The 18,168-nt window shown below is 51.5% G+C and carries 15 protein-coding genes; 11 read left to right on the forward strand and 4 right to left on the reverse strand.

The window, feature by feature from the left end:
- Nucleotides 1–170 precede the first annotated feature (170 nt).
- On the forward strand, nt 171–992 hold the full coding sequence (locus FYJ85_RS21935; protein ID WP_154420831.1) for a hypothetical protein: 822 nt from the start codon (nt 171–173) through the stop codon (nt 990–992).
- A gap of 677 nt (nt 993–1,669) precedes the next feature.
- Here the strand turns inward: FYJ85_RS21935 and FYJ85_RS21940 are convergent.
- Complete coding sequence (locus FYJ85_RS21940; RefSeq protein ID WP_206213397.1) at nt 1,670–2,695, reverse strand: GntR family transcriptional regulator; 1,026 nt, start codon at nt 2,693–2,695, stop codon at nt 1,670–1,672.
- Between the two features lie 200 nt (nt 2,696–2,895).
- Here FYJ85_RS21940 and FYJ85_RS21945 point away from each other — a divergent pair, with 200 nt between their 5' ends.
- From FYJ85_RS21945 to FYJ85_RS21990, 10 genes are all read left to right on the forward strand, one after another.
- Nucleotides 2,896–4,788 (forward strand): Gfo/Idh/MocA family oxidoreductase, encoded by a 1,893-nt coding sequence (locus FYJ85_RS21945; RefSeq protein WP_154420833.1) that lies wholly within the window; start codon nt 2,896–2,898, stop codon nt 4,786–4,788.
- Between the two features lie 319 nt (nt 4,789–5,107).
- Nucleotides 5,108–5,452 (forward strand): hypothetical protein, encoded by a 345-nt coding sequence (locus tag FYJ85_RS21950; protein WP_154420834.1) that lies wholly within the window; start codon nt 5,108–5,110, stop codon nt 5,450–5,452.
- Nucleotides 5,453–5,554: 102 nt separating this feature from the next.
- Nucleotides 5,555–6,637: a GntR family transcriptional regulator gene (locus FYJ85_RS21955; protein WP_154420835.1), complete on the forward strand. Its 1,083-nt coding sequence runs from the start codon at nt 5,555–5,557 to the stop codon at nt 6,635–6,637.
- 3 nt (nt 6,638–6,640) lie between these two features.
- Nucleotides 6,641–7,315 carry a prepilin-type N-terminal cleavage/methylation domain-containing protein gene (locus FYJ85_RS21960; protein ID WP_154420836.1) on the forward strand — a complete coding sequence of 225 codons (675 nt, stop codon included), beginning with the start codon at nt 6,641–6,643 and terminating at the stop codon, nt 7,313–7,315.
- Nucleotides 7,316–7,349: 34 nt separating this feature from the next.
- Nucleotides 7,350–10,487, forward strand: a complete 3,138-nt coding sequence (locus tag FYJ85_RS21965; RefSeq protein WP_154420837.1) for a hypothetical protein — start codon at nt 7,350–7,352, stop codon at nt 10,485–10,487.
- A 13-nt stretch (nt 10,488–10,500) separates the two neighbouring features.
- The gene (locus FYJ85_RS21970) at nt 10,501–11,403 is read left to right on the forward strand and encodes a glycyl-radical enzyme activating protein (RefSeq protein WP_154420838.1); all 903 of its coding nucleotides are present in this window, start codon (nt 10,501–10,503) and stop codon (nt 11,401–11,403) included.
- A gap of 4 nt (nt 11,404–11,407) precedes the next feature.
- On the forward strand, nt 11,408–13,618 hold the full coding sequence (locus tag FYJ85_RS21975; protein ID WP_206213398.1) for a pyruvate formate lyase family protein: 2,211 nt from the start codon (nt 11,408–11,410) through the stop codon (nt 13,616–13,618).
- A 4-nt stretch (nt 13,619–13,622) separates the two neighbouring features.
- A complete protein-coding gene (locus tag FYJ85_RS21980) occupies nt 13,623–14,381 on the forward strand; it encodes a hypothetical protein (protein ID WP_154420839.1) in 759 nt (252 codons plus the stop codon).
- A gap of 14 nt (nt 14,382–14,395) precedes the next feature.
- Nucleotides 14,396–15,679 carry an FAD-dependent oxidoreductase gene (locus FYJ85_RS21985; RefSeq protein ID WP_154420840.1) on the forward strand — a complete coding sequence of 428 codons (1,284 nt, stop codon included), beginning with the start codon at nt 14,396–14,398 and terminating at the stop codon, nt 15,677–15,679.
- On the forward strand, nt 15,676–16,749 hold the full coding sequence (locus tag FYJ85_RS21990) for a class I mannose-6-phosphate isomerase (RefSeq protein WP_154420841.1): 1,074 nt from the start codon (nt 15,676–15,678) through the stop codon (nt 16,747–16,749). The genes FYJ85_RS21985 and FYJ85_RS21990 overlap by 4 nt, the downstream gene beginning before the upstream one ends.
- A 126-nt stretch (nt 16,750–16,875) precedes the next feature.
- Here FYJ85_RS21990 and FYJ85_RS21995 read toward each other — a convergent pair whose 3' ends face one another.
- The 3 genes from FYJ85_RS21995 to FYJ85_RS22005 form a co-directional block, all read right to left on the reverse strand.
- A complete protein-coding gene (locus FYJ85_RS21995; RefSeq protein WP_116884150.1) occupies nt 16,876–17,568 on the reverse strand; it encodes a DUF1847 domain-containing protein in 693 nt (230 codons plus the stop codon).
- A gap of 26 nt (nt 17,569–17,594) precedes the next feature.
- A complete protein-coding gene (locus FYJ85_RS22000) occupies nt 17,595–17,834 on the reverse strand; it encodes a ubiquitin-activating E1 family protein (RefSeq protein ID WP_154420842.1) in 240 nt (79 codons plus the stop codon).
- Nucleotides 17,835–17,971: 137 nt separating this feature from the next.
- Nucleotides 17,972–18,168: PLP-dependent transferase (locus tag FYJ85_RS22005; RefSeq protein WP_206213399.1), on the reverse strand; the 197-nt coding region annotated here is incomplete at its 5' end.

Consider the following 18,168-nt stretch of genomic DNA (forward strand, 5'->3'; position numbering starts at 1 on the left):
CGCTTTTTAGGACAGCTGATTTACAACAAAGGGGGGCTACTTTTGAGAATTGGTGTGAAATAGATGAAAATGAGGGGGCGTAATCAGAAAATTACGCCATTTTGAAAATTGTTAGGACAGGTGTGATTTTTTCATATTTTATCAGCAGTACTCTGGAGTTAACTTCAGAGATGTCTGCTTATTTAAATCGCATTGATGTTTATTCTGTATTAGGAGAGGAACAATTGATTTATCAAGGGGATATCTTAACAGAAAAAAATGCTGAAAAGATATTCCCCATTATAATGAAAGCAGATACGATTTCTGAAAATGCAGTCCAAGAACTCCAAAAAGCTAGTTCATTTAGATGGAGAACATTTGGTCTGGGAGTCTTGCCTGCCAAAAGGATTGAAACCCTACTACTCAGAAATAATTTCTCACTATCTCGAGAGAATTATACTGAACTAAAAGCAAAGTTGCCGAATAGCCAAATCAGACTTGTGGAACAAAATGCCTCAAGTTTTTTATCCGTGTATCCCTCATTGCCTATTGAGAAAAATGACTGGAGTTTGATACTGAAATCTCGATTGAAAGATGAAATAAAAGAAGAGATCATTAAACGTGAATACGAGCAATTATTGCCTATTCATTCGTGCATTGTAGCAATACGCCCTATTGTGGAAAATTCCTATCGAAAGCATTGGCATGTCGATATAATAGTGGCTTGTCTTCCTTTTATGACAAATGACATTGCATTAAAAATAGGCCTTTTTCATTTAAGAACAAGAAATTTTGACAAGTCAGAAAGCAGAAAAATTATTAAATCTTTACCGCTGCCATATTGTAAATTGGCTCAACCGAGTGCGAAACCTTGCTTGCCCAATGATTCTTGCTCAAAATTTTTACTAAAATATATTGAAGATTGGGATATTATAAGCACTGTAAATGATACAGATAAGAAGACAATAAAAGTAACGATGAGAACAAAAAAGCAGTTTGATTTGTTAAAGTAAAGATAATAAAAATATTTCAGAGGAATGGCACCTCCTGCAAGAAGTAATTCTTGTGCAAAATTTGTGCAAAATAACCTTGAAATGTTATGGCGAATCATCTATATTTACAATAAATCACAGGGATGCTGTTTGAGCTCGCTTTGATGGATTTGTTGCGGGATTGTTCAGGCTCATAACCTGAAGGTCAATGGTTCGATTCCATTCCCCGCTACCATTTTTTCAGCTCAGAAATGCCGAGAGAGCAACTGAAAAATGGCAAAGTCACAGGGGCGGCACTTTTCTTCATTATCCACCGGATACAAAACGCCATCCTGTTCGATGTGCAGATCTATTCCCGCCTAGTCGAACTCCCGACAGAAACAGAATGTCGGACGCTTTCTCGAATTCCAATCGCTTTTCAGGATTTCCGCGGAATACATGTTTCAATAAGCTGATGTTTTTCAGAAAGCCGTTTTGCTAGTTCAGACAACCGGCAGACTTGCCGAACAGTACATTCCGCTCTTATCGAAAAGCTCTTTGGGATTACGGTGAATGTGTTCGCCGCTGACCCGGGAGTGCAAACTGATTCCTGCGGCAGGCTTGCAGTTCACCTCAGTCAGGAATGAATTTGCCTGAGAGGCTTTTGATTGTCCGGATGAAGCTGAATGCCTGGAATGATGTTGAGATTTTTCTTCAAATCAATGGGCAAGGCTCGAACCGGAGATATATCGCATGGGATTGCGCCAATCATTGCAGGAATAAATGCCGGAGTGAATGGCGTGTTGCATTTCTTCCAACAGTTTGCGCATCATTTGCGTATGGTCACGCATCATGGAATCAAGTTGTAACGAGCTTCCCTCCATAAATTTTATGCGATCAACGGTTAGGATCCGATAATCCTTTCCGGGAAGATATCCCCGGTCAAACATTGTTCCGATCAATCTGGAGGAGAGGAGCCGGGTTGAGGTGAAGTAGAGCTTTCCCGGCATCAGCTCGTTTTCAAATCCGATTTCCTCTGTTCCGAATGCTTTGCGGTAGGGCAGGAGAATATCTTTTTCAACTGTAACCTGAAATTGCCTGCAGCCGGAATGAAAACCGAGATATTTCAAACGGTTCTGCTCCGATTCCTGAAAACCGAGATAAGTTACAGGCATATTTTGACCGGCAAGAATTTTTGCCGCCAGCATGCAGGAGTGGAAGTGATCAATTCCGACAGCCGGAAAGATTCCGGGCAACGGCGAATAGTCCCAGAAAATCAGCGGAATTCCCTGTATTTTCAATTCAATAAATGCCGGAAGCAGCTCCCGTACAAAGTGGGGATAGCAGAAGATACCCTCAAACTCCTCATGAATCAATTGCAGAATCAATTCATTCTGTTTTGATGACTCTTCCGGCATATTGAATATTGTGATGTTCTGCGCATATTCCGGCGCGAGATTGAAAAGCAGCCCTACATAGAAGTCCTCGGAAGCGCAATTGGATTCATTCCGCTCCCAGCACAATGCGATTTTGTAGAGCTTTTCCGCGGCAGGTTTCCCCTGGCGCACAAAATAGCCATTGCCGCGAAAGCATTCAAGCAGGCCGCTTTCGACCAGCTGCTGAAGCTTCTTGTGAATCTGACTTTGGGGAACGTGGAATTCCGCTGCCAGCTTCCGTTCGCTTGGAAGACGCTTTCCAGCGGGATAATGTCCCTGTTCAATTTTTTCCTGCAGTATTTCCAGCATAGTATTTCCTGAAAGCAGACTTTCTCGTTCTTTCATATTATATCATTACTCTTCTACTTGTCAATAACTGATACATCAATTTATTTTTTGATTTTTTTATGTGTACCTCTTGACAAAGAAGATATTTTTTGGTATAATTGTTTTAAATACAAAAATCAGTTTTTAATATATAAAATCAATTTCAGGAGGGGAAAGGTGATATGAAACTATCGGTTTTTACAGATGAAACAGGTCTCGACTTGGAAAAAGCGATTCCGCTGATCAGAAAATGGGGATTGAACTATGTGGATCTGCGCAGCAGAATTTTTCAACGCCCGATAGAAAAGCTCACGGACGAACAACTTGCGGATGTGAAAAAACTGCTTGATGCCAATGGCCTGAAGGCAGCCTGCATTCAATCGTCTCTGGGGAAGGTGCATTTGCCTGACAAAGAGCGCCTGAAGGAAGAAAACGAGAAGCTGGATCGAATCATTGCCGCATCGCAAATTCTGGAGTGCAACCTGGTTCGTTCCTTCTTTTTCTGGCAGCCGCCGGACGGGCAGGAGAAAGCCGGAATTGGCGAACTGGCGGTTCGTCCGGATGTACTGGCGCAGGTAATGGAACTTTTTCTGCCTTTTGCGGAAAAAGCCCAAAAGGCCGGATTGCTTTTCGCATTTGAAAATTGCGGCTGTACCAAGGAAGAGTGTTTCAGGATGATTGAGGCGCTGGATGTCCCCGGCTGGGGATTCGCCTGGGACCCGAAAAACAGCTGGATGCATGATAAGGCGGAGCGGGAAAATGATTTGGATGCATATTGCAGAAAAATAGCGGAACGAACCAACTGCGTACATGTGAAATCGACCGGCAGTATCTGGTTTTCCGATAATTTCGATCCGATTCCTTATGAAAAGATATTCAGTGTGCTGGAAGAAGCCGGATTCAACGGGCCGGTCAGTCTGGAAACACATAACTTCAACCCCGATCTCGCCAATGCGGAAGCGTGCGAGCAGGTGCTCGAAGTTGTCCGGAAGGCGTGGCCGTCCGCGGCGGCGGGGGCTCAGCAGGAACGATGTTCATTGACTCCTGCAGCCGCAGTCCGCGATTATGCCGGAAATCCGGTCCGTTTCGGGGTTGTCGGTCTGGGGATGGGTCATAACCGGGCAAGCGAGATGGCCGAAATTCCCGGAATCCGGCTGGTGCAGGTCTGCGATCTGCGGGAAGATCGCCGCAAACGGACTTCGGAAGCGTTGCACGTACCGGCCACGCCGGATTTTTCGGAAATGCTGGGCAATCCGGAGATAGAAGCGGTCATGATAATGAATGAAACCGGCCGCCATGCGGAGCTGGCGCTTCAGGCGCTGAACGCCGGGAAACACGTTTTGCTGACCAAGCCGATGGAGATGAGCCTGAACAGTTGTGATGAAATGATTGCACTTGCGAAAGAGAAGAACCTTCTGCTGGCGCTGGACCACTGCCGCCGTCTGCGTCCTTCGGTACAGTCGCTCAAGGCGGCGCATGAGGCAGGCTTCTTCGGCCGTCCGCTGAGTGCGTCGGTCACGCTCAAGGTGAACAGGACCATGGACTATTTTCGTGAGAACGGCGGCTGGCGCGGCACCCGCGAACTTGACGGCGGCGTGCTCTGCAACCAGACCATCCACCATCTTGATGAACTGCTTTTCATCTTCGGCATGCCGGAGGCGGTCCGTTGCGACACCTGGACGCAGACCCATGAAATCGAGATGGAGGACCTCGGGCTGGCGGTCTGGAAATATGCCGGCGGCATGATCGTCAACATCTGCGCAACCACCAGCTATCCACAGGCGAGCTGGTACTATCAAATGGAGATTCACGGTACCAAAGGTGCATACATTCACCGCGAGGGAGGCGCGGAGAAAAAACCGGAAAGTCTGTATTTCCAGAACAACAACTGGACAAAAACGGCCCCTGATCCCCGCGAATGCGCGTGGCTGAATTCCATGGATAATTTTGCATCCGCATTGCGATGCGGAACCCCGTTGCTGACTACGCCGCAGGAAGGGAGAAATGCGGTCCGCATGATCAATGCCATGTACGAATCAGCATACGAAAAGAACGGCGGCTGGATGCGTATTTGAACAACAACATATTCGGATATATAGATTTACAGGGAGAAAGCTGCAATGTAATTTTGACAGATTTTCCAGAGAAGTTTGGCCGCGTTTATCGTGATGACTATGTCGTTACCATCGCTTATTGCAACGGAAGCAATAGGCATTCTGGCGGGGAAAGGGATCGGAACACCTGATCTTTCAACGGTATTCCGTATCGTGCATCGCGGGGTACGCGGCGAATTTTCCAGTCAACGGCACAAAGCGTTTCCTGCTGTAGCGGAATGCAAAGGGAATTCAATGTCGGCCAAAGGCACTTGGGTGCTTCCGGAGGACAAGATTTCAGTTGAAGTTCGACTTTTCCGCCAAGCTGAGCAAGAGCGCTGATGCAGGGAGTTTTACCTGCAAGCTGGAGGCGCCGTGCCCGGTACCGACTCAAATGCTGATGCTCCAATTCGAACTACCGGAATCAGAGATGGTGGACAAGGAAATCCTGTTTGAAGGCGCAGAACCGGTAACGCTTCCGGAAATCTCTGCAAACTATCGAGTTACCGAAAGGAAACAGGTGCGAAAGCTCTCTCTCCCTTTGCATGATGGCCGGATGGAAATCATCCTGTCACGTCCGATTGACGTCGCGGTAAATGATAACCGCAACATCGGGTTTTGTCCTGTTTTGTACAATATTGAATAATATTTTGCTTTTATTTGATTTATTTCTTGTCTTCATTGTCCTTCTGTTTCATAATATTGTATAATTCTGATCGATAATATCATTATACACGGAGGCTGTAAAATGGCGATGTTACCCCGGCAGCAGGTGGCGGATGCGCTGCTGCATCGCATTTCCACCGGGCAACTCCCTCCCGGCCAACGGCTGCCGACGGAGCTGGCGCTGGCGGCGGAATTCAGCGTGTCGCGCGGAACTGTGCGCAGCGCGCTTCAGGTGCTGGCGGAGCAGGGGGCGGTCGAGCTTCAGCGCGGCGTCGGCTGCTTTGTCCGCTCGACCGCGAAAACGGCGGAGCGGAATCTGATCATGTTTCTGCACCCGCAGACGGACGAACTCACTTCCCGCATGGTCAGTGGCATGGAGAGCCGCGCCTCCGAATTCGGTTGCGAGCTCGGCATCGGCTCGATTTCCGCCGGAGTCGAATCGGCGTGGCAATTCGCCGCCAAATTGAAGTTTGAACGGGTTCGCGGCATCATTTTCATTCCGTATATCCAGCCGAACTATTATGATGTCAACAGCCGGCTGCTCGATCTCTTTGAATTCTGCAATCTGCGTTATGTGGTGATCGATACGCCGATTGCCTGCAACGGCGTCATCCGCGGCGATTTCGTCGGCAATGATGGTTATACCGCGATGCGGCAGGTGGTCCGGGCCCTGATTGAGCGCGGTCACCGGCGGATTGGCAGCATCCGGGTTTTCGCCGGGGTCTATTCGAGCGACCAGCGTTTCCGGGGTATTGTCGACGAGCTGAATGCCGCCGGTTTGCCGGTTTCTCCGGAGCTCCATCGGGTGATCGATGATGTGCCGTTGCCGGAGCAGGGGCGCGCGCAGATCCACGATATTCTCAGGCTCTCTTCGCCGCCGAGCGCGGTGATCGCCAGCCACGATTTGCTGGCGCTCAATGTATTCGACGAGCTGCGTCGGGTGGGGCGCCGGGTGCCGGAGGATCTGTCACTCTTTGGCTTCGATGATCTTTATTTCACGGCTCCGCTGGAAATCTCCACCGTCCGGCAACCGCAGTACGCCATCGGCCGGCGCGCGGTGGAGTTTCTGCTCAATCCCGCCGCCGCCCGCCGTCAGGAGTTCCTGCCGTGCGAAGTCGTGATCCGCAACAGCGTTTCCCCATATTATCTTATCAAGGAGGCATGATTCATGAACCGCAAACACTTCACGCTGATCGAACTATTGGTTGTTATAGCAATCATTGCAATTCTTGCGTCAATGCTGTTGCCGGCATTGAACAAAGCCCGGGACCGAGGCAAGACAATCAGCTGTGTAAATAATTTGAAACAGCAGGGACTGGCCATTGTTCAGTATTGCGACGCCAATGCCGGAATCACGCCGCCTTCCGGAATGCAGGCGGGAGTCATGCAGGATATCTATTGGCATGCGACTCTCTATGCAAATATGATTGGTGCTTCTCCGGTTAAAAATTCTCTGGTATATGACATTGATTGGAGCGGCGGTTCCGGCCTGCTGAAAGTCAAATTATTTAACTGTCCCGGCTGGTTCAAAGATCCTGTGGCTACCGCCCCGCAGGTTTTGCAGCATTACAGCATCAACGTCTATTTTGCCAGCGACCACATCACGCGCACTCTATCGGCAATTTCTCAGCCATCAGGCAGGGCAACCATTTTCGACTATCCCAATCAGAGGAGAGTCGGCCGGCCGCAGTTGAGTTATACTTCCGCCTGGCGTCATGCGGAACGCGGCAACTATCTTTTTGCGGACGGGCACGTCAATACATTAAAGTTTCATGAAGTTCCGGAAGCCGACTCGACAGTGGAATCCCAAAGATTCTGGGGCGAGCAGAACAAGAACAAATAATCATTCTGTACAAACAGTGAGAAAATCTGATAACATGAAAATATCTGGAATCAATACAATAAGTACCCTTCTGCTGTTTTTCCTGTTCTGCCGGCTCTCCGTGTCGGCATCGGCAATCAGGTTCGATGAACACGGCGTTCTTGAATGCGAAACATTCAGTGCCGGAATTGTCCATCGGGATCGCGGCTGGAACTCGACGGAACAGCGGAAACTTTCCGCTGCGGCGGAACGGATCAGCCAGAACAACGGTGAAAAATTTCGTTTCCCGTTCCACGGATTTCAGGCGGAACAGACGGTGACCAGGCTCGGCGACAACAGATATCGGCTCACTTACAGCCTGACTTCTTCCGGCAATATCGAAACCAACTCGATTTATTTTCTCATGGCTCCATTCATTGGGCTTGCGGAGCATAATGAAGTTCGATTGAATGGCCGGGCAATTCCGTTTCCCTTGTCGTATGACCGTAATTTTACCAGACTTCATAACAATATCCGAACTCTGGAGCTGCCGTTGAATCAGGGGTTCCTGCAATGGAAATTCGCCGCACCGATTTCCGTTAAGCTGGAAGATCTCCGTCAATACAACATTCAGGCATTTGACATACGGTTGCTTTTTACGCCATCCGACGGAGCGCTCCGCTCCAGTAAATTCGAGGCGGAAGTGAGCTATACACCTTATCAGGTCAAAGCCGTTGCCTTGAAAGAAAAAAACGGGCAGCAGGATACGAATTTTCGGTACATTCCCTTCTGTCTGGAAGGAGTTAAAAAACTGAATGAAAACAGCAGCCCGCTGAGTTTGAACATTCCCTCCGGAAGCCGAACCCTTTTTCTTCTCCACAGCGCGGATCTGCCATCCGGGGTCAAAGCTGCCGATCTGGAACTGGCAGACAGCAGCGGCAGAAAAACGATCATGCCGATTACAGTTGGCCGGGAAACCGGTTCTCTGAAAACACAGACGCTTCCTGCCAGGGCTTTCTGTTTTGAGGAAGGGATTCCAGATGAATGCGGCTTTTTTTATGTAACGGCTTTTGAACTTCCTGAAGATGTGGAAAGGGCCGGAATCATTGCTGCCGGCAACTATCTTTTCGCAGGAGCCGCCTGTTCCCGGCAAAGAATTCCCCTGCGTTCAGAAAATGGCGATTATATGCTGAAAGCCGGCAAGGACTGGCGCCGGATCGAAAACCGTCTGGATGTCATTCCGGGGTCCGCTCTGGATTTCAGTTCGTTCGCGGTCGATGCTCCTGCGGGGAAATACGGACGCACCATTGTCAGAGACGGCCATTTCCAATTTTCCGATCGCCCCGGCGTTCCTGTTCGTTTTTATGGTGTGAATCTCTGCTTTTCTTCCTGTTTTCCCTCGAAGGAACAGGCTGATATCATCGCTCAACGTCTCGCACGGCAAGGCTTCAACGCGGTACGTTTTCACCATTTCGATCATCTTCTTGTGAAAGATCTCCCCGACAATTACAGTACGGTTGATCCTGAGAAGCTGGACAGAATGGAATATCTGGTCTACGCTCTGAAGAAAGCCGGCATTTACATCACGCTTGACCTGTTTACGATCAGAAGCACCAAGCCGGACGAAGTCTCTGCGTTTCCGGAAGGACTCAACAAGTATGACATTCTCAATTACAAGATTGCGGTACTGCTCTATCCGGAGGTCCGCAATCAATTCAAGACATTCATTAAAACTCTTTTGACTCACAAAAATCCATACACCGGTCAGACCTGGCTGGAAGACCCGGCGTTCAATCACATCAGCGTTCTCAATGAGAATAATCCGCGTCACCTCTATGACCGCTGTATTCCTGCAATCAAGCGTGAGCTGGAAAAACAAACGCAGGAGTATTGCCGTCAAAACAGGATTGAACTGACAGATAAAAATAAGCGTTCCCTCCTGATGAAGGTTCTGATGTCCCGCTATGATGAATACTGGCGGGATATGGTCGGTTTTCTGCGGGATATCGGCGTGAAAAATCCTTTGACGGAACAAAATTTTTGTTCTTATCCCTACTTGCATGAGCAGCGTCGCACTTACGACTATGTGGACAATCACAAATATTGGGATCACCCCAGCTTCGGAGGAAAGCAGTGGGGGCTGCCCATGTTCTTTCTGTCCGAAAGCGCATTGGCGCACCGGGGGCGCCTTCCCAAATGGCTCGGCAATTCCCGGGTATTCGGCAAGCCGTACACGGTTACGGAAATGAATTTCTGTTACCCGAATTCATACAGGGCGGAAGGTGCACTCCTGTATTCCGCCGTCGCCGGATTGCAGGATTGGGATGGAATTTATCATTACGATTATGCGGACGGTATCGGCCGGATGTTTTCGAAGGGCAAACAGCAGTTGCGGATCTTCGACATCTGCAACGATATGGCGCGTCTGATTCCAGCCCGCATCGGAACCGCACTTTTTCTGCGGCGCGATGTTTCTCCGGCAGCGACCGCTTATCCGGTTGCGGTCGACGTTTCTTCGCCGTCGGCGTCTGATGCACGTTTTCCGGAGATTGCGGAAGACCTCATTTTCCGGGGACGAACCGGATCGCTTCTTGTCCGTGACGGCAAACTTCTTGACCCGGTTCCCGAAGGGACCCGGGAGATCTGTAACATGGATTCCGTGTTGAAGTCCGCTCCGGTTCCCTGTTTTGCGCCGGAAAAACGAAAACAGCAGGAACGCATCCTGAGCGACACCGGAGAAATTGAAATCGATTATGCCGGCCAGACCTTCTCGCTGGTTGCCCCGCAAACGGAAGCCGGAATTTTTCCGGCAGGCGCAACCTTTCGGGGCAGACATCTTTCCGCCCGCTCCATAAAGACATTCGGCATAATCGCCGCAATCACGCTGAACGGAAAATCTTTTGCGGACAGCAGCCGGCTTTTGCTGATTCATGCGACGGACTGCAAACAGGAGAACAGTTTGTACGATTCGAGAAAACTGTCCGTTCTCAAACATTACGGAGATCTTCAGCATGTTCTCGCCCGGCACGGCATCTGCGAGATCTCTCTGTCTCTTTCTGAAGGAAACTGGAAAATCTATGCGCTGGACTTTGACGGCAAGCGTCTCGGCGAAGTTCCTTTTAAGCAGGCGGGTGGTCAAATTCATTTTGTCGCGGATACTTTCTACGGTACCGATCGAGTGACATTCGCATATGAATTGATAAAAGAAAAATGAAGTTTGAATCGTTATGTGTGGCCTTATAACAGAAATTCAGCGTTTTTCACTCAACGACGGGCCGGGAATTCGCACCACGATATTCCTGAAAGGATGTAATTTGCATTGCGCATGGTGCCATAATCCGGAAACGGTCAGAGAAGCGAAAGAGCTGATGTTTTACCCTGCAAATTGCATCGGCTGCGGTCATTGCGTTCCGGTCTGCCGTACCGGGGCGCGATCATTTGCGGAAGGTGTGCTGCGTTTCGACCGGTCACTGTGCGTCAACTGCGGCGCGTGCGCAGAAGCCTGTTTCCCCGGCGCGCTGGAAATGGCAGGCAGGAGTGTTTCGGTTGCTGAAGTCATGGATGAGATCGTGCAGGATCGCGCCTATTATGCCGATTCCGGCGGCGGAGTGACTCTCTCCGGCGGCGAGGTGTTCTGCCAGGCTGAATTTGCCTCGGCATTGATTGATGCCTGCCGGGAGCTGGAAATTCCGGTCGCGGCAGAAACCAATCTGAACTGGCATTTCGAGACGGTCCGGCCGATACTGGAGAAACTTGATCTGATCATGTTTGATGTGAAACTCTTCGACAGCTCCGGGCACAAACTCTGGACCGGACTCGGAAATACCGTATTGCTGGAGAACGCCCGGCGACTTGACGAACTGGATATTCCGTTGATCGCCAGGACTCCGCTGATTCCCGGAGCGACCGATTCGGTGGAGAACATCCGGAAGATTGCCGGATTCCTGGCGGATTTCCGCAATCTGCGCTGTTATGAGCTGTTGAATTTCAACCCGCTCGGAGAATCCAAATACCGTGCTCTTGAAATGAAGAATTCCTTTCTCTCAGCACGTCCGCTGAAGCCGGAGGATCTGAACCGCCTGCGTGAAGCGGCGGAATCCGCCGGCAATCTCAAAGTTCAGGTCGGGTAAGACTATGATGATCCAATATATCAACCAATATCCGGAAAACGAAGAATTCGATTATGCGAAACGCCTGCGTCTGCTTCGGGAGCGCAAACTGGCTCAGACCGCCGAAAAGGTAAAGAGGGAGGGAGGACTCAACGAGGACGATTATGGACGGGTCGTCGCTCCGGACTACTTCAAATTCAAGATCGTCCCCAATCATCCGGACGGACATTTTTACGGATACTCCGGCTGGACGGAGAATTTCACCAAATTATTGGCGGAACATCCGCTCTATGTCGATCCGCTCGATGCGTTCGTCGGGCGCGGTTTCTTTTTTCTGATCCGTTTGCGCGGCATGACCGGCGATCCGTCATATCCGTATCCGTGGAATCCGGCGTATCCCTTCGACGAGCTGAAAGCACTCTTTGACCGTTACAACATCATCTGCGGCATCGGGCGCGACCACCACTTCAATCCGGACATCAGGATGGGGCTTGAACTGGGCTGGGGGGGCATCCTCCGCAAGCTTGAACGTCATCGCGCTCAAAATGGTCCCGAAACTTATGAGTTCTATGACAGCGAAATCGCCGTGGTCAAGGCAATCGTCAGCTTTCTGCGCCGGATCTCCTGCCAGTTGGCGGAATTCGCGCTGATTGAACGCAATCCGGCGCTGAAGAAGAATCTCGAAGAAATGGCGGATATCAATTTTCGCATGGCGGACGGAGTCCCCGCAACCATGCGCGAGGCGATTCAGTGGATGTGCCATTTCAGCATGTTCAGCCGCCTCTACAACCGCGGTTCGGCGGGTGGGCAGCTTGATCAGCTGCTGCTGCCGTATTACGAGAACGATCGCCGTGCCGGACGCATCACCGATGAAGAGGCGAAATTTTACCTGGGCTGTCTCTTTTTCAACGACAGCCGCTATTATCAGCTCGGCGGTCCGGATATCGACGGCAATGACACAGTCAATCATCTCTCCTATCTGATCCTGGAAGCGGCGGATGCGGTCAATATAGCCTGCAATCTCACCGTGCGTGTTCACGACAAGACCGATCCGGTTTTCTTGCGCAAAGCGGTGGAGTGCCTCTTCCGCAACAAAATGGGATGGCCGCGCTTCTCCGGAGACAAAGCGCTGGTGGATGGTTTCATGCGGTGCGGATTCCCGCGGGAAGAGGCCATTCGCCGAATCTCGTCAGGATGCCACTGGATGAGCATCCCCGGCAAGGAATACACCCTCAACGACATTGTCAAGATCAATGCCGCCAAGGTGTTTGAAGTCGCATGGGATGAAATGTTCGAATCGGGAGAAAAGAGTCTGGAACGTCTTTGGAACCTCTTCCTCAAACATATGAAGTGTGCGGTTGAGGCGACTGCGGACGGCATCCGGTTTCACCTGAATCACCAGGACCGGAATGAACCTGAGCTGATCCTCAATCTGCTTTCTCACGGACCGATCGAAAAGGGTTGCGATGTCACCAAGGGGGCGACCTACTTCAATCTCTGCATGGATGGCGCTGCGCTTGCCACGGTCGCGGATAGTTTCGCGGCAATCGAACAGCGCATTATTGATGAGAAGCGACTCACTTTCGATGAACTCAATACTGTGATACAATCCAATTTCGAGGGTGTTGAAGGTGAATATATCCGCCGGATGCTCCAACATTCGGAGCGTTACTGTCAGGGGAACTCGCGCGGTGATCGTTGGGCGGTCCGCGTTTCCGGGGAATACTCCGCGTTGGTTCGCAGCCAGAATGAGCGTTATCCGGGACTGAACTTCATTCCCGGCTGGTTCTCGTGGTCGAATACCATCTACTTCGGCCGTCACGTCGGCGCAACTCCGAACGGGCGTCGGGCGAAGGAGGCGATCAGCCACGGTGCCAATCCGCATCCGGGATTCCGACGCGACGGCGCGGTCACTGCGATGTGCAATTCGATCGCCTCAATTCAACCCGGTTACGGCAATACCGCGCCGGTTCAACTCGAACTTGACCCCGGTACGGCAAATTCACCGGAGGCGCTCGACAAACTCGTGAGCATGATCCGGACCCTGTTGAACTCCGGAAATACGCTGCTTAACATCAACATCATCGATGGAGACAAGGTGCTTGCCGCCCATGAAAATCCGGATCTCTTTCCGGATCTGGTCGTGCGCGTGACCGGATTCACCGCCTACTTCTCGATGCTTTCCAAAGATTTCAGACAACTGGTCGTTGACCGGATCATTGACAAAAGGAGTTAAGAAAATGTATCAAGTCGATATGGTGAAAATCAATGCCGCGCAGCAGAAGGAATCCCGCGTGCCGATGCTGCCCGGGGCGATTCCCGGCGCGGAGGTCAGTCTGCTCACGCTCGAAGCGGGCAATGTGTATGCGAAGGAACCGGAAGCAGATAAGGCATTCATCTATTTGACCATCGACGGCAGATTTCGTTTCCATGCCGGCCGGATCGATATTTCAGTTGAAGGCCGCTATGTTTTTATTCCCGGTCCGGATCAGAAGGCGGAATTCCAAGTCCGGACCCGTACCCGGGTACTCGAAATCTGCTGGAAAATTCCTGCCGACAACCGTGACGAGTGGAAGAGCGACGTATGTGGAGCTTTTCCCTATATTCAGGAATACATCACCTCCACCCAGTATCGGGATAAAAACAAGAGCGACAAAACCATCAGCCGTGAAATGGTGCGCCAGCGCATTGTTCCGGGATTCTGCATGGGATCGGTCGAATCCTATGGCTATGACAAGGTTGCGCAGCATCCGCATCCGATGCTCGACCAATTCTTTTTCAGTTTTCCGGAAAACGATGTCGATGTGCTGATTGATGATTTCAAGGTGCCGATGAAAGGGGACACTCTGCTGCATATTCCGCTTGGTTCCAACCACGGTGTCGAAGTGCACGAACCGAACCATATGCACTACATCTGGATCGATTTCTTTCTCGGTCAGGCGGGACTTGACCGGCTTGACAGCAGTCACAGGCATACCGGCCAAATGCGCCGCTTTTGAAGGAGCTGTTCAAGATGAATTCAAAAAAACTTTTCGGCGCCCGGAAATCCCATGACGTGATCGTCGTCGGCGGCGGGGTTGCCGGGGTTGCCGCCGCACTTGCGGCGCGGCGGCTTGGAGCTTCAGTGCTGCTGCTGGAGAAAAGGTGCGAACTCGGCGGTTTGGCGACTGCCGGTCTGGTCAACCTCTTTGTTCCGCTTTGCAACGGGCGCGGCATCCCGATCATGCGGGGGATGGCGGAGGAGTTTCTCCGTTCTTCGGTCAAATTCGGTTTTGATTCGCTCAATGAAGCGTGGAAGGACGGCGTACCGGAAGAAACGACGAATTTGCGTTACGCGACTTTCTTTTCCGCGAAAATTTTCGCGCTTCAGATGGTCGAGATGCTGGCGGCGGAAGGAGTCGATTTCTTCTTCGAAGCCACCGTTGCGGATGTGGAGTTGAAAGGGGGACGCTGTACAGGCGTTTCGGTGTTGTGCGAGGAAGGCATGAATTTCTTTCCCGGCAAGGCGGTTGTCGATGCTTCCGGTTCCTCGTTGGTCTTTCACCGCGCCGGAGCGGAAACCGAGTTGGGAAAGAACTACTTCAGCTATCATGCCCACTCAATCTCTCTTGAAGGATGTGCCTGTGCTGTCGAGCGGGGAAATATCCGTTACGCTCTCAACTGGCAGCAGGGCGGTGAAGCAAATCTTTATGGGAAAAATCATCCTGAAGGAATGCGTCTCTTTTACGGCGACACTTCAGAAAATATCACCGATTACCTGGTCGCGAACCAGCTCCGGTTATTGGAAAAACTCAAGGCAACGCCCCGGCTGTCGCGTACACCGGTTGCTTTGCCGTCGATGCCGCAATTGCGGACGATTCGACGGATCATCGGAGAATACACGCTTACGAACGCGGATATCTATCGGCATTTTGACGATTCCGTGACCGCTCTCTGCGACTCGGAGCGGCGTGATTCCCTCTATGAAATTCCGTACCGTTCGCTCTATGATCATCGATTTCCGAATCTGATCGCCGCGGGACGCAACATCGCTTCTGCCGGCTATCTCTGGGATGTGACGCGAGTGATTCCTCCGGCAATCGTCACCGGCCAGGCGGCGGGCACAGCCGCCGCAATGGCAGTTTGCGCCGGCTGTTCGATTCCTGCGCTTCCGGTGGAAAAGCTGCAGCAGGAGCTGGCGCGCCAACAGGTACTGATCCATTTTGAAGATATGTGGATTCCACGGGAAAGGACAGCCGGCGAGTATTCGCCGGCCAGTCAAAGCGATCCCGATCGCCAGAAAGAGTCGGCGCGATGAAACTGGAAACCTGTTATCGCCTCGCTCCGAACCGCGTGTGGCGCACTTATCTGGGCGGCCGGACACTCGACAGGATCGCAGGGGTCAGGAATCCTGAAGATTCCCACTTCCCGGAAGATTGGCTGCTTTCAACGACCGCTGCGCACAATATCGGCCGGGAGAAGTTTCCCGGCGAGGGCATTTCACGGGTCATTACTTCCACCGGAGAGGTCTTTCTGACGGAGCTGGCGGAACGTTTTCCGGAAGAGCTTTTCGGAAGGGCACACCGGGAAAAGTTTGGAAACTCGGCGGGATTTTTATTGAAATACCTGGATTCATCAATCCGGCTTCATATGCAGTGTCATCCGTCGATTCCGTTTGCCAGACGATTTTTGAACTCCCCGTTCGGCAAGACAGAGGGATATTACATCCTTGGAATCCGGCCGGGATGCGAGGGATATCTTTATCTCGGTTTTCAACGCGCACCGGAACCGGAGGCTTTCAAACGTGCCGTTGAAGCACAGGATACTGAAACGATTCTTGCAGGCTTCGACCGCATTCCGGTTAAACCCGGCGAATGCTTCTACGTCCCCGGCGGAATCCCCCATGCAATCGGCGAAGGGATATTCATGGTCGAGCTGATGGAGCCTGCCGATTTTGCGGTACGGATTGAATTCGAGCGCGGGGGATATACTTTGCCTGAAAATGCCCGTTTTATGGGGCGCGATATCGATTTTGCTCTGTCAATGTTCGATTTCACTGCAAGAAACCTCGCCCGGACCCGGAAAGAATTTTTTGTTGAACCACTGGAATTGCCGATCGTGGGAAATGCGGAACGTTTTTCTCTTTTTGATTCCAGAAAAACAAACTGTTTCCGTTTGGAACGAATTCGGGTGAATGGAAATGCCGCAGTCGATCACCATTCATTCCGTGTTCTGATTGTTACCCGGGGAAATGGAACGCTTTCCTGTGAAAACAAAACATTATCATTGCAGCAATATGATAGAGTGCTCATCCCATATTATGTGCAGACAATGCGTTTTTCCGGGAAACTGGAACTTCTTGCAGCAATGCCGCCGTTGAATAAATAAACGAAAGAATCCTCTCTCACGGAAAGAGTTTAAAGACGTTCAATACACCGGTTCGCCGTACGGCTGCGGCGTGGCGGCCGGCGGGATCTTCCGCACATCGCCCGTTTTCTCCGCTTCGCCTTCCGGTCAGTTTTTCTGCCTGGAAGGCGTTTTCGGTTCCGGGAACGTTGTTTCGTTCAGAACCCGTTTGTAGTAGAATTTTGAGGTGTAGATCGCCGCTGCCGGATTGTGGCCCAGTACCCGGTCCTTGACGATGAACGTCACTGCCGGCGCCTTGCTGTGGCGGGTGAAAATCGCGTCGTGCCCGACACACAGGCCGACCAGTACATTCAAATCCGCTCCCCAATCGTTGAGCACCTGGGCCTGAAGCGCCGGATTGCAGCAGGATTCGTTGCAGCCGGGGCAGACTTTCAATTGGTCCGGCAGGCCGATTTCCGTTTTATCGATCGCACCGACCTTGCAGATGACAGTCTTCGTTTCGATTCCGGCTGTCCGTACGATCTTGGCGTAGATCGATGCTTCGTCCAGCAGGCCGATGCAGCTTGCAATGCCGAGCTTCTTCACGCCGAGCTTCATCGCAAAGCGGATCGTTTCCTCCAGCCGGGTCAGACGACCGTAATATTCGCCTTCGATTTCGGCGGCGGCCCGGGCGAGACGCCCGTCAATGCCGTCGCTTTCATACAATCTGCGCGTGAGTTCCACGGCATCTTTGTATTCCTCGGTCAGGCAGAAGGCCGGATATTGCTTTTCACGCCGGTAGCAGTTGCGAACTGCGCACTCCGAGCAGCTCAGGCTGCATTTTTTTTCATCTTCACTCATCGGCTAAGCCTCCATTTTCATAATTCTCAGATTTCCAGCCCAGGCAGTAATGCAACGATCGTGTCGGCCTGAATTGCGGCAGCGATTCCGACCCGGGGCGACGCGGGCGGCAAGGCGGCGGATATCCCGGAAACCAGATCTCCCGCAAGGTAAAGGTTTTTACCGGCTTTTCGCAGACGCATTGCATTGGATCGTCCGAACCCCGCAAGGCCGCCGGCCGCGATCACCGTTTTCCCGATCTGCCGGAGTTCCTCGATCAGAACCATTTTGGCATCGGGAGCGTCGAGTGCCTGCCTTCCGCCACCGATTCCATTCTGCCGTTGAATTGAAATTCCATCATAAAACTCCATGCAGGTACGCAGGCCCAATGTGACGCGAACGCCATCCCGGAGCCCATAACCTATCAGATCAGTATCAGTGCGTCGTCGAGAGCGGCGATGATGTCGTCAACGTGTTCGAGTCCGATGGAAAGGCGAACGAGTTCGGGCGTGAGTCCGGCCTTGCGCTGGTCCTCGTCGGAGAGCTGCGAGTGGGTCGTGCTCGCCGGATGGATGATCAGGCTCTTGGCGTCCCCGACATTGGCGAGAATGCTGAACAGCC

The organism is Victivallis lenta, assembly GCF_009695545.1.
In the GTDB taxonomy this organism is placed as follows: Bacteria; Verrucomicrobiota; Lentisphaeria; order Victivallales; family Victivallaceae; genus Victivallis; species Victivallis lenta.

Coding starts and splice junctions, on each gene's coding strand:
- FYJ85_RS21960 (WP_154420836.1), top strand. CDS start 6,641: ATGAACCGCAAACACTTCACGCTGATCGAACTATTGGTTGTTATAGCA.
- FYJ85_RS21940 (WP_206213397.1), bottom strand. CDS start 2,695: ATGCTGGAAATACTGCAGGAAAAAATTGAACAGGGACATTATCCCGCT.
- FYJ85_RS21980 (WP_154420839.1), top strand. CDS start 13,623: ATGTATCAAGTCGATATGGTGAAAATCAATGCCGCGCAGCAGAAGGAA.
- FYJ85_RS21945 (WP_154420833.1), top strand. CDS start 2,896: ATGAAACTATCGGTTTTTACAGATGAAACAGGTCTCGACTTGGAAAAA.
- FYJ85_RS21955 (WP_154420835.1), top strand. CDS start 5,555: ATGGCGATGTTACCCCGGCAGCAGGTGGCGGATGCGCTGCTGCATCGC.
- FYJ85_RS22000 (WP_154420842.1), bottom strand. CDS start 17,834: ATGGTTCTGATCGAGGAACTCCGGCAGATCGGGAAAACGGTGATCGCG.
- FYJ85_RS21975 (WP_206213398.1), top strand. CDS start 11,408: ATGATGATCCAATATATCAACCAATATCCGGAAAACGAAGAATTCGAT.
- FYJ85_RS21995 (WP_116884150.1), bottom strand. CDS start 17,568: ATGAGTGAAGATGAAAAAAAATGCAGCCTGAGCTGCTCGGAGTGCGCA.
- FYJ85_RS21985 (WP_154420840.1), top strand. CDS start 14,396: ATGAATTCAAAAAAACTTTTCGGCGCCCGGAAATCCCATGACGTGATC.
- FYJ85_RS21970 (WP_154420838.1), top strand. CDS start 10,501: ATGTGTGGCCTTATAACAGAAATTCAGCGTTTTTCACTCAACGACGGG.
- FYJ85_RS21965 (WP_154420837.1), top strand. CDS start 7,350: ATGAAAATATCTGGAATCAATACAATAAGTACCCTTCTGCTGTTTTTC.
- FYJ85_RS21935 (WP_154420831.1), top strand. CDS start 171: ATGTCTGCTTATTTAAATCGCATTGATGTTTATTCTGTATTAGGAGAG.
- FYJ85_RS21990 (WP_154420841.1), top strand. CDS start 15,676: ATGAAACTGGAAACCTGTTATCGCCTCGCTCCGAACCGCGTGTGGCGC.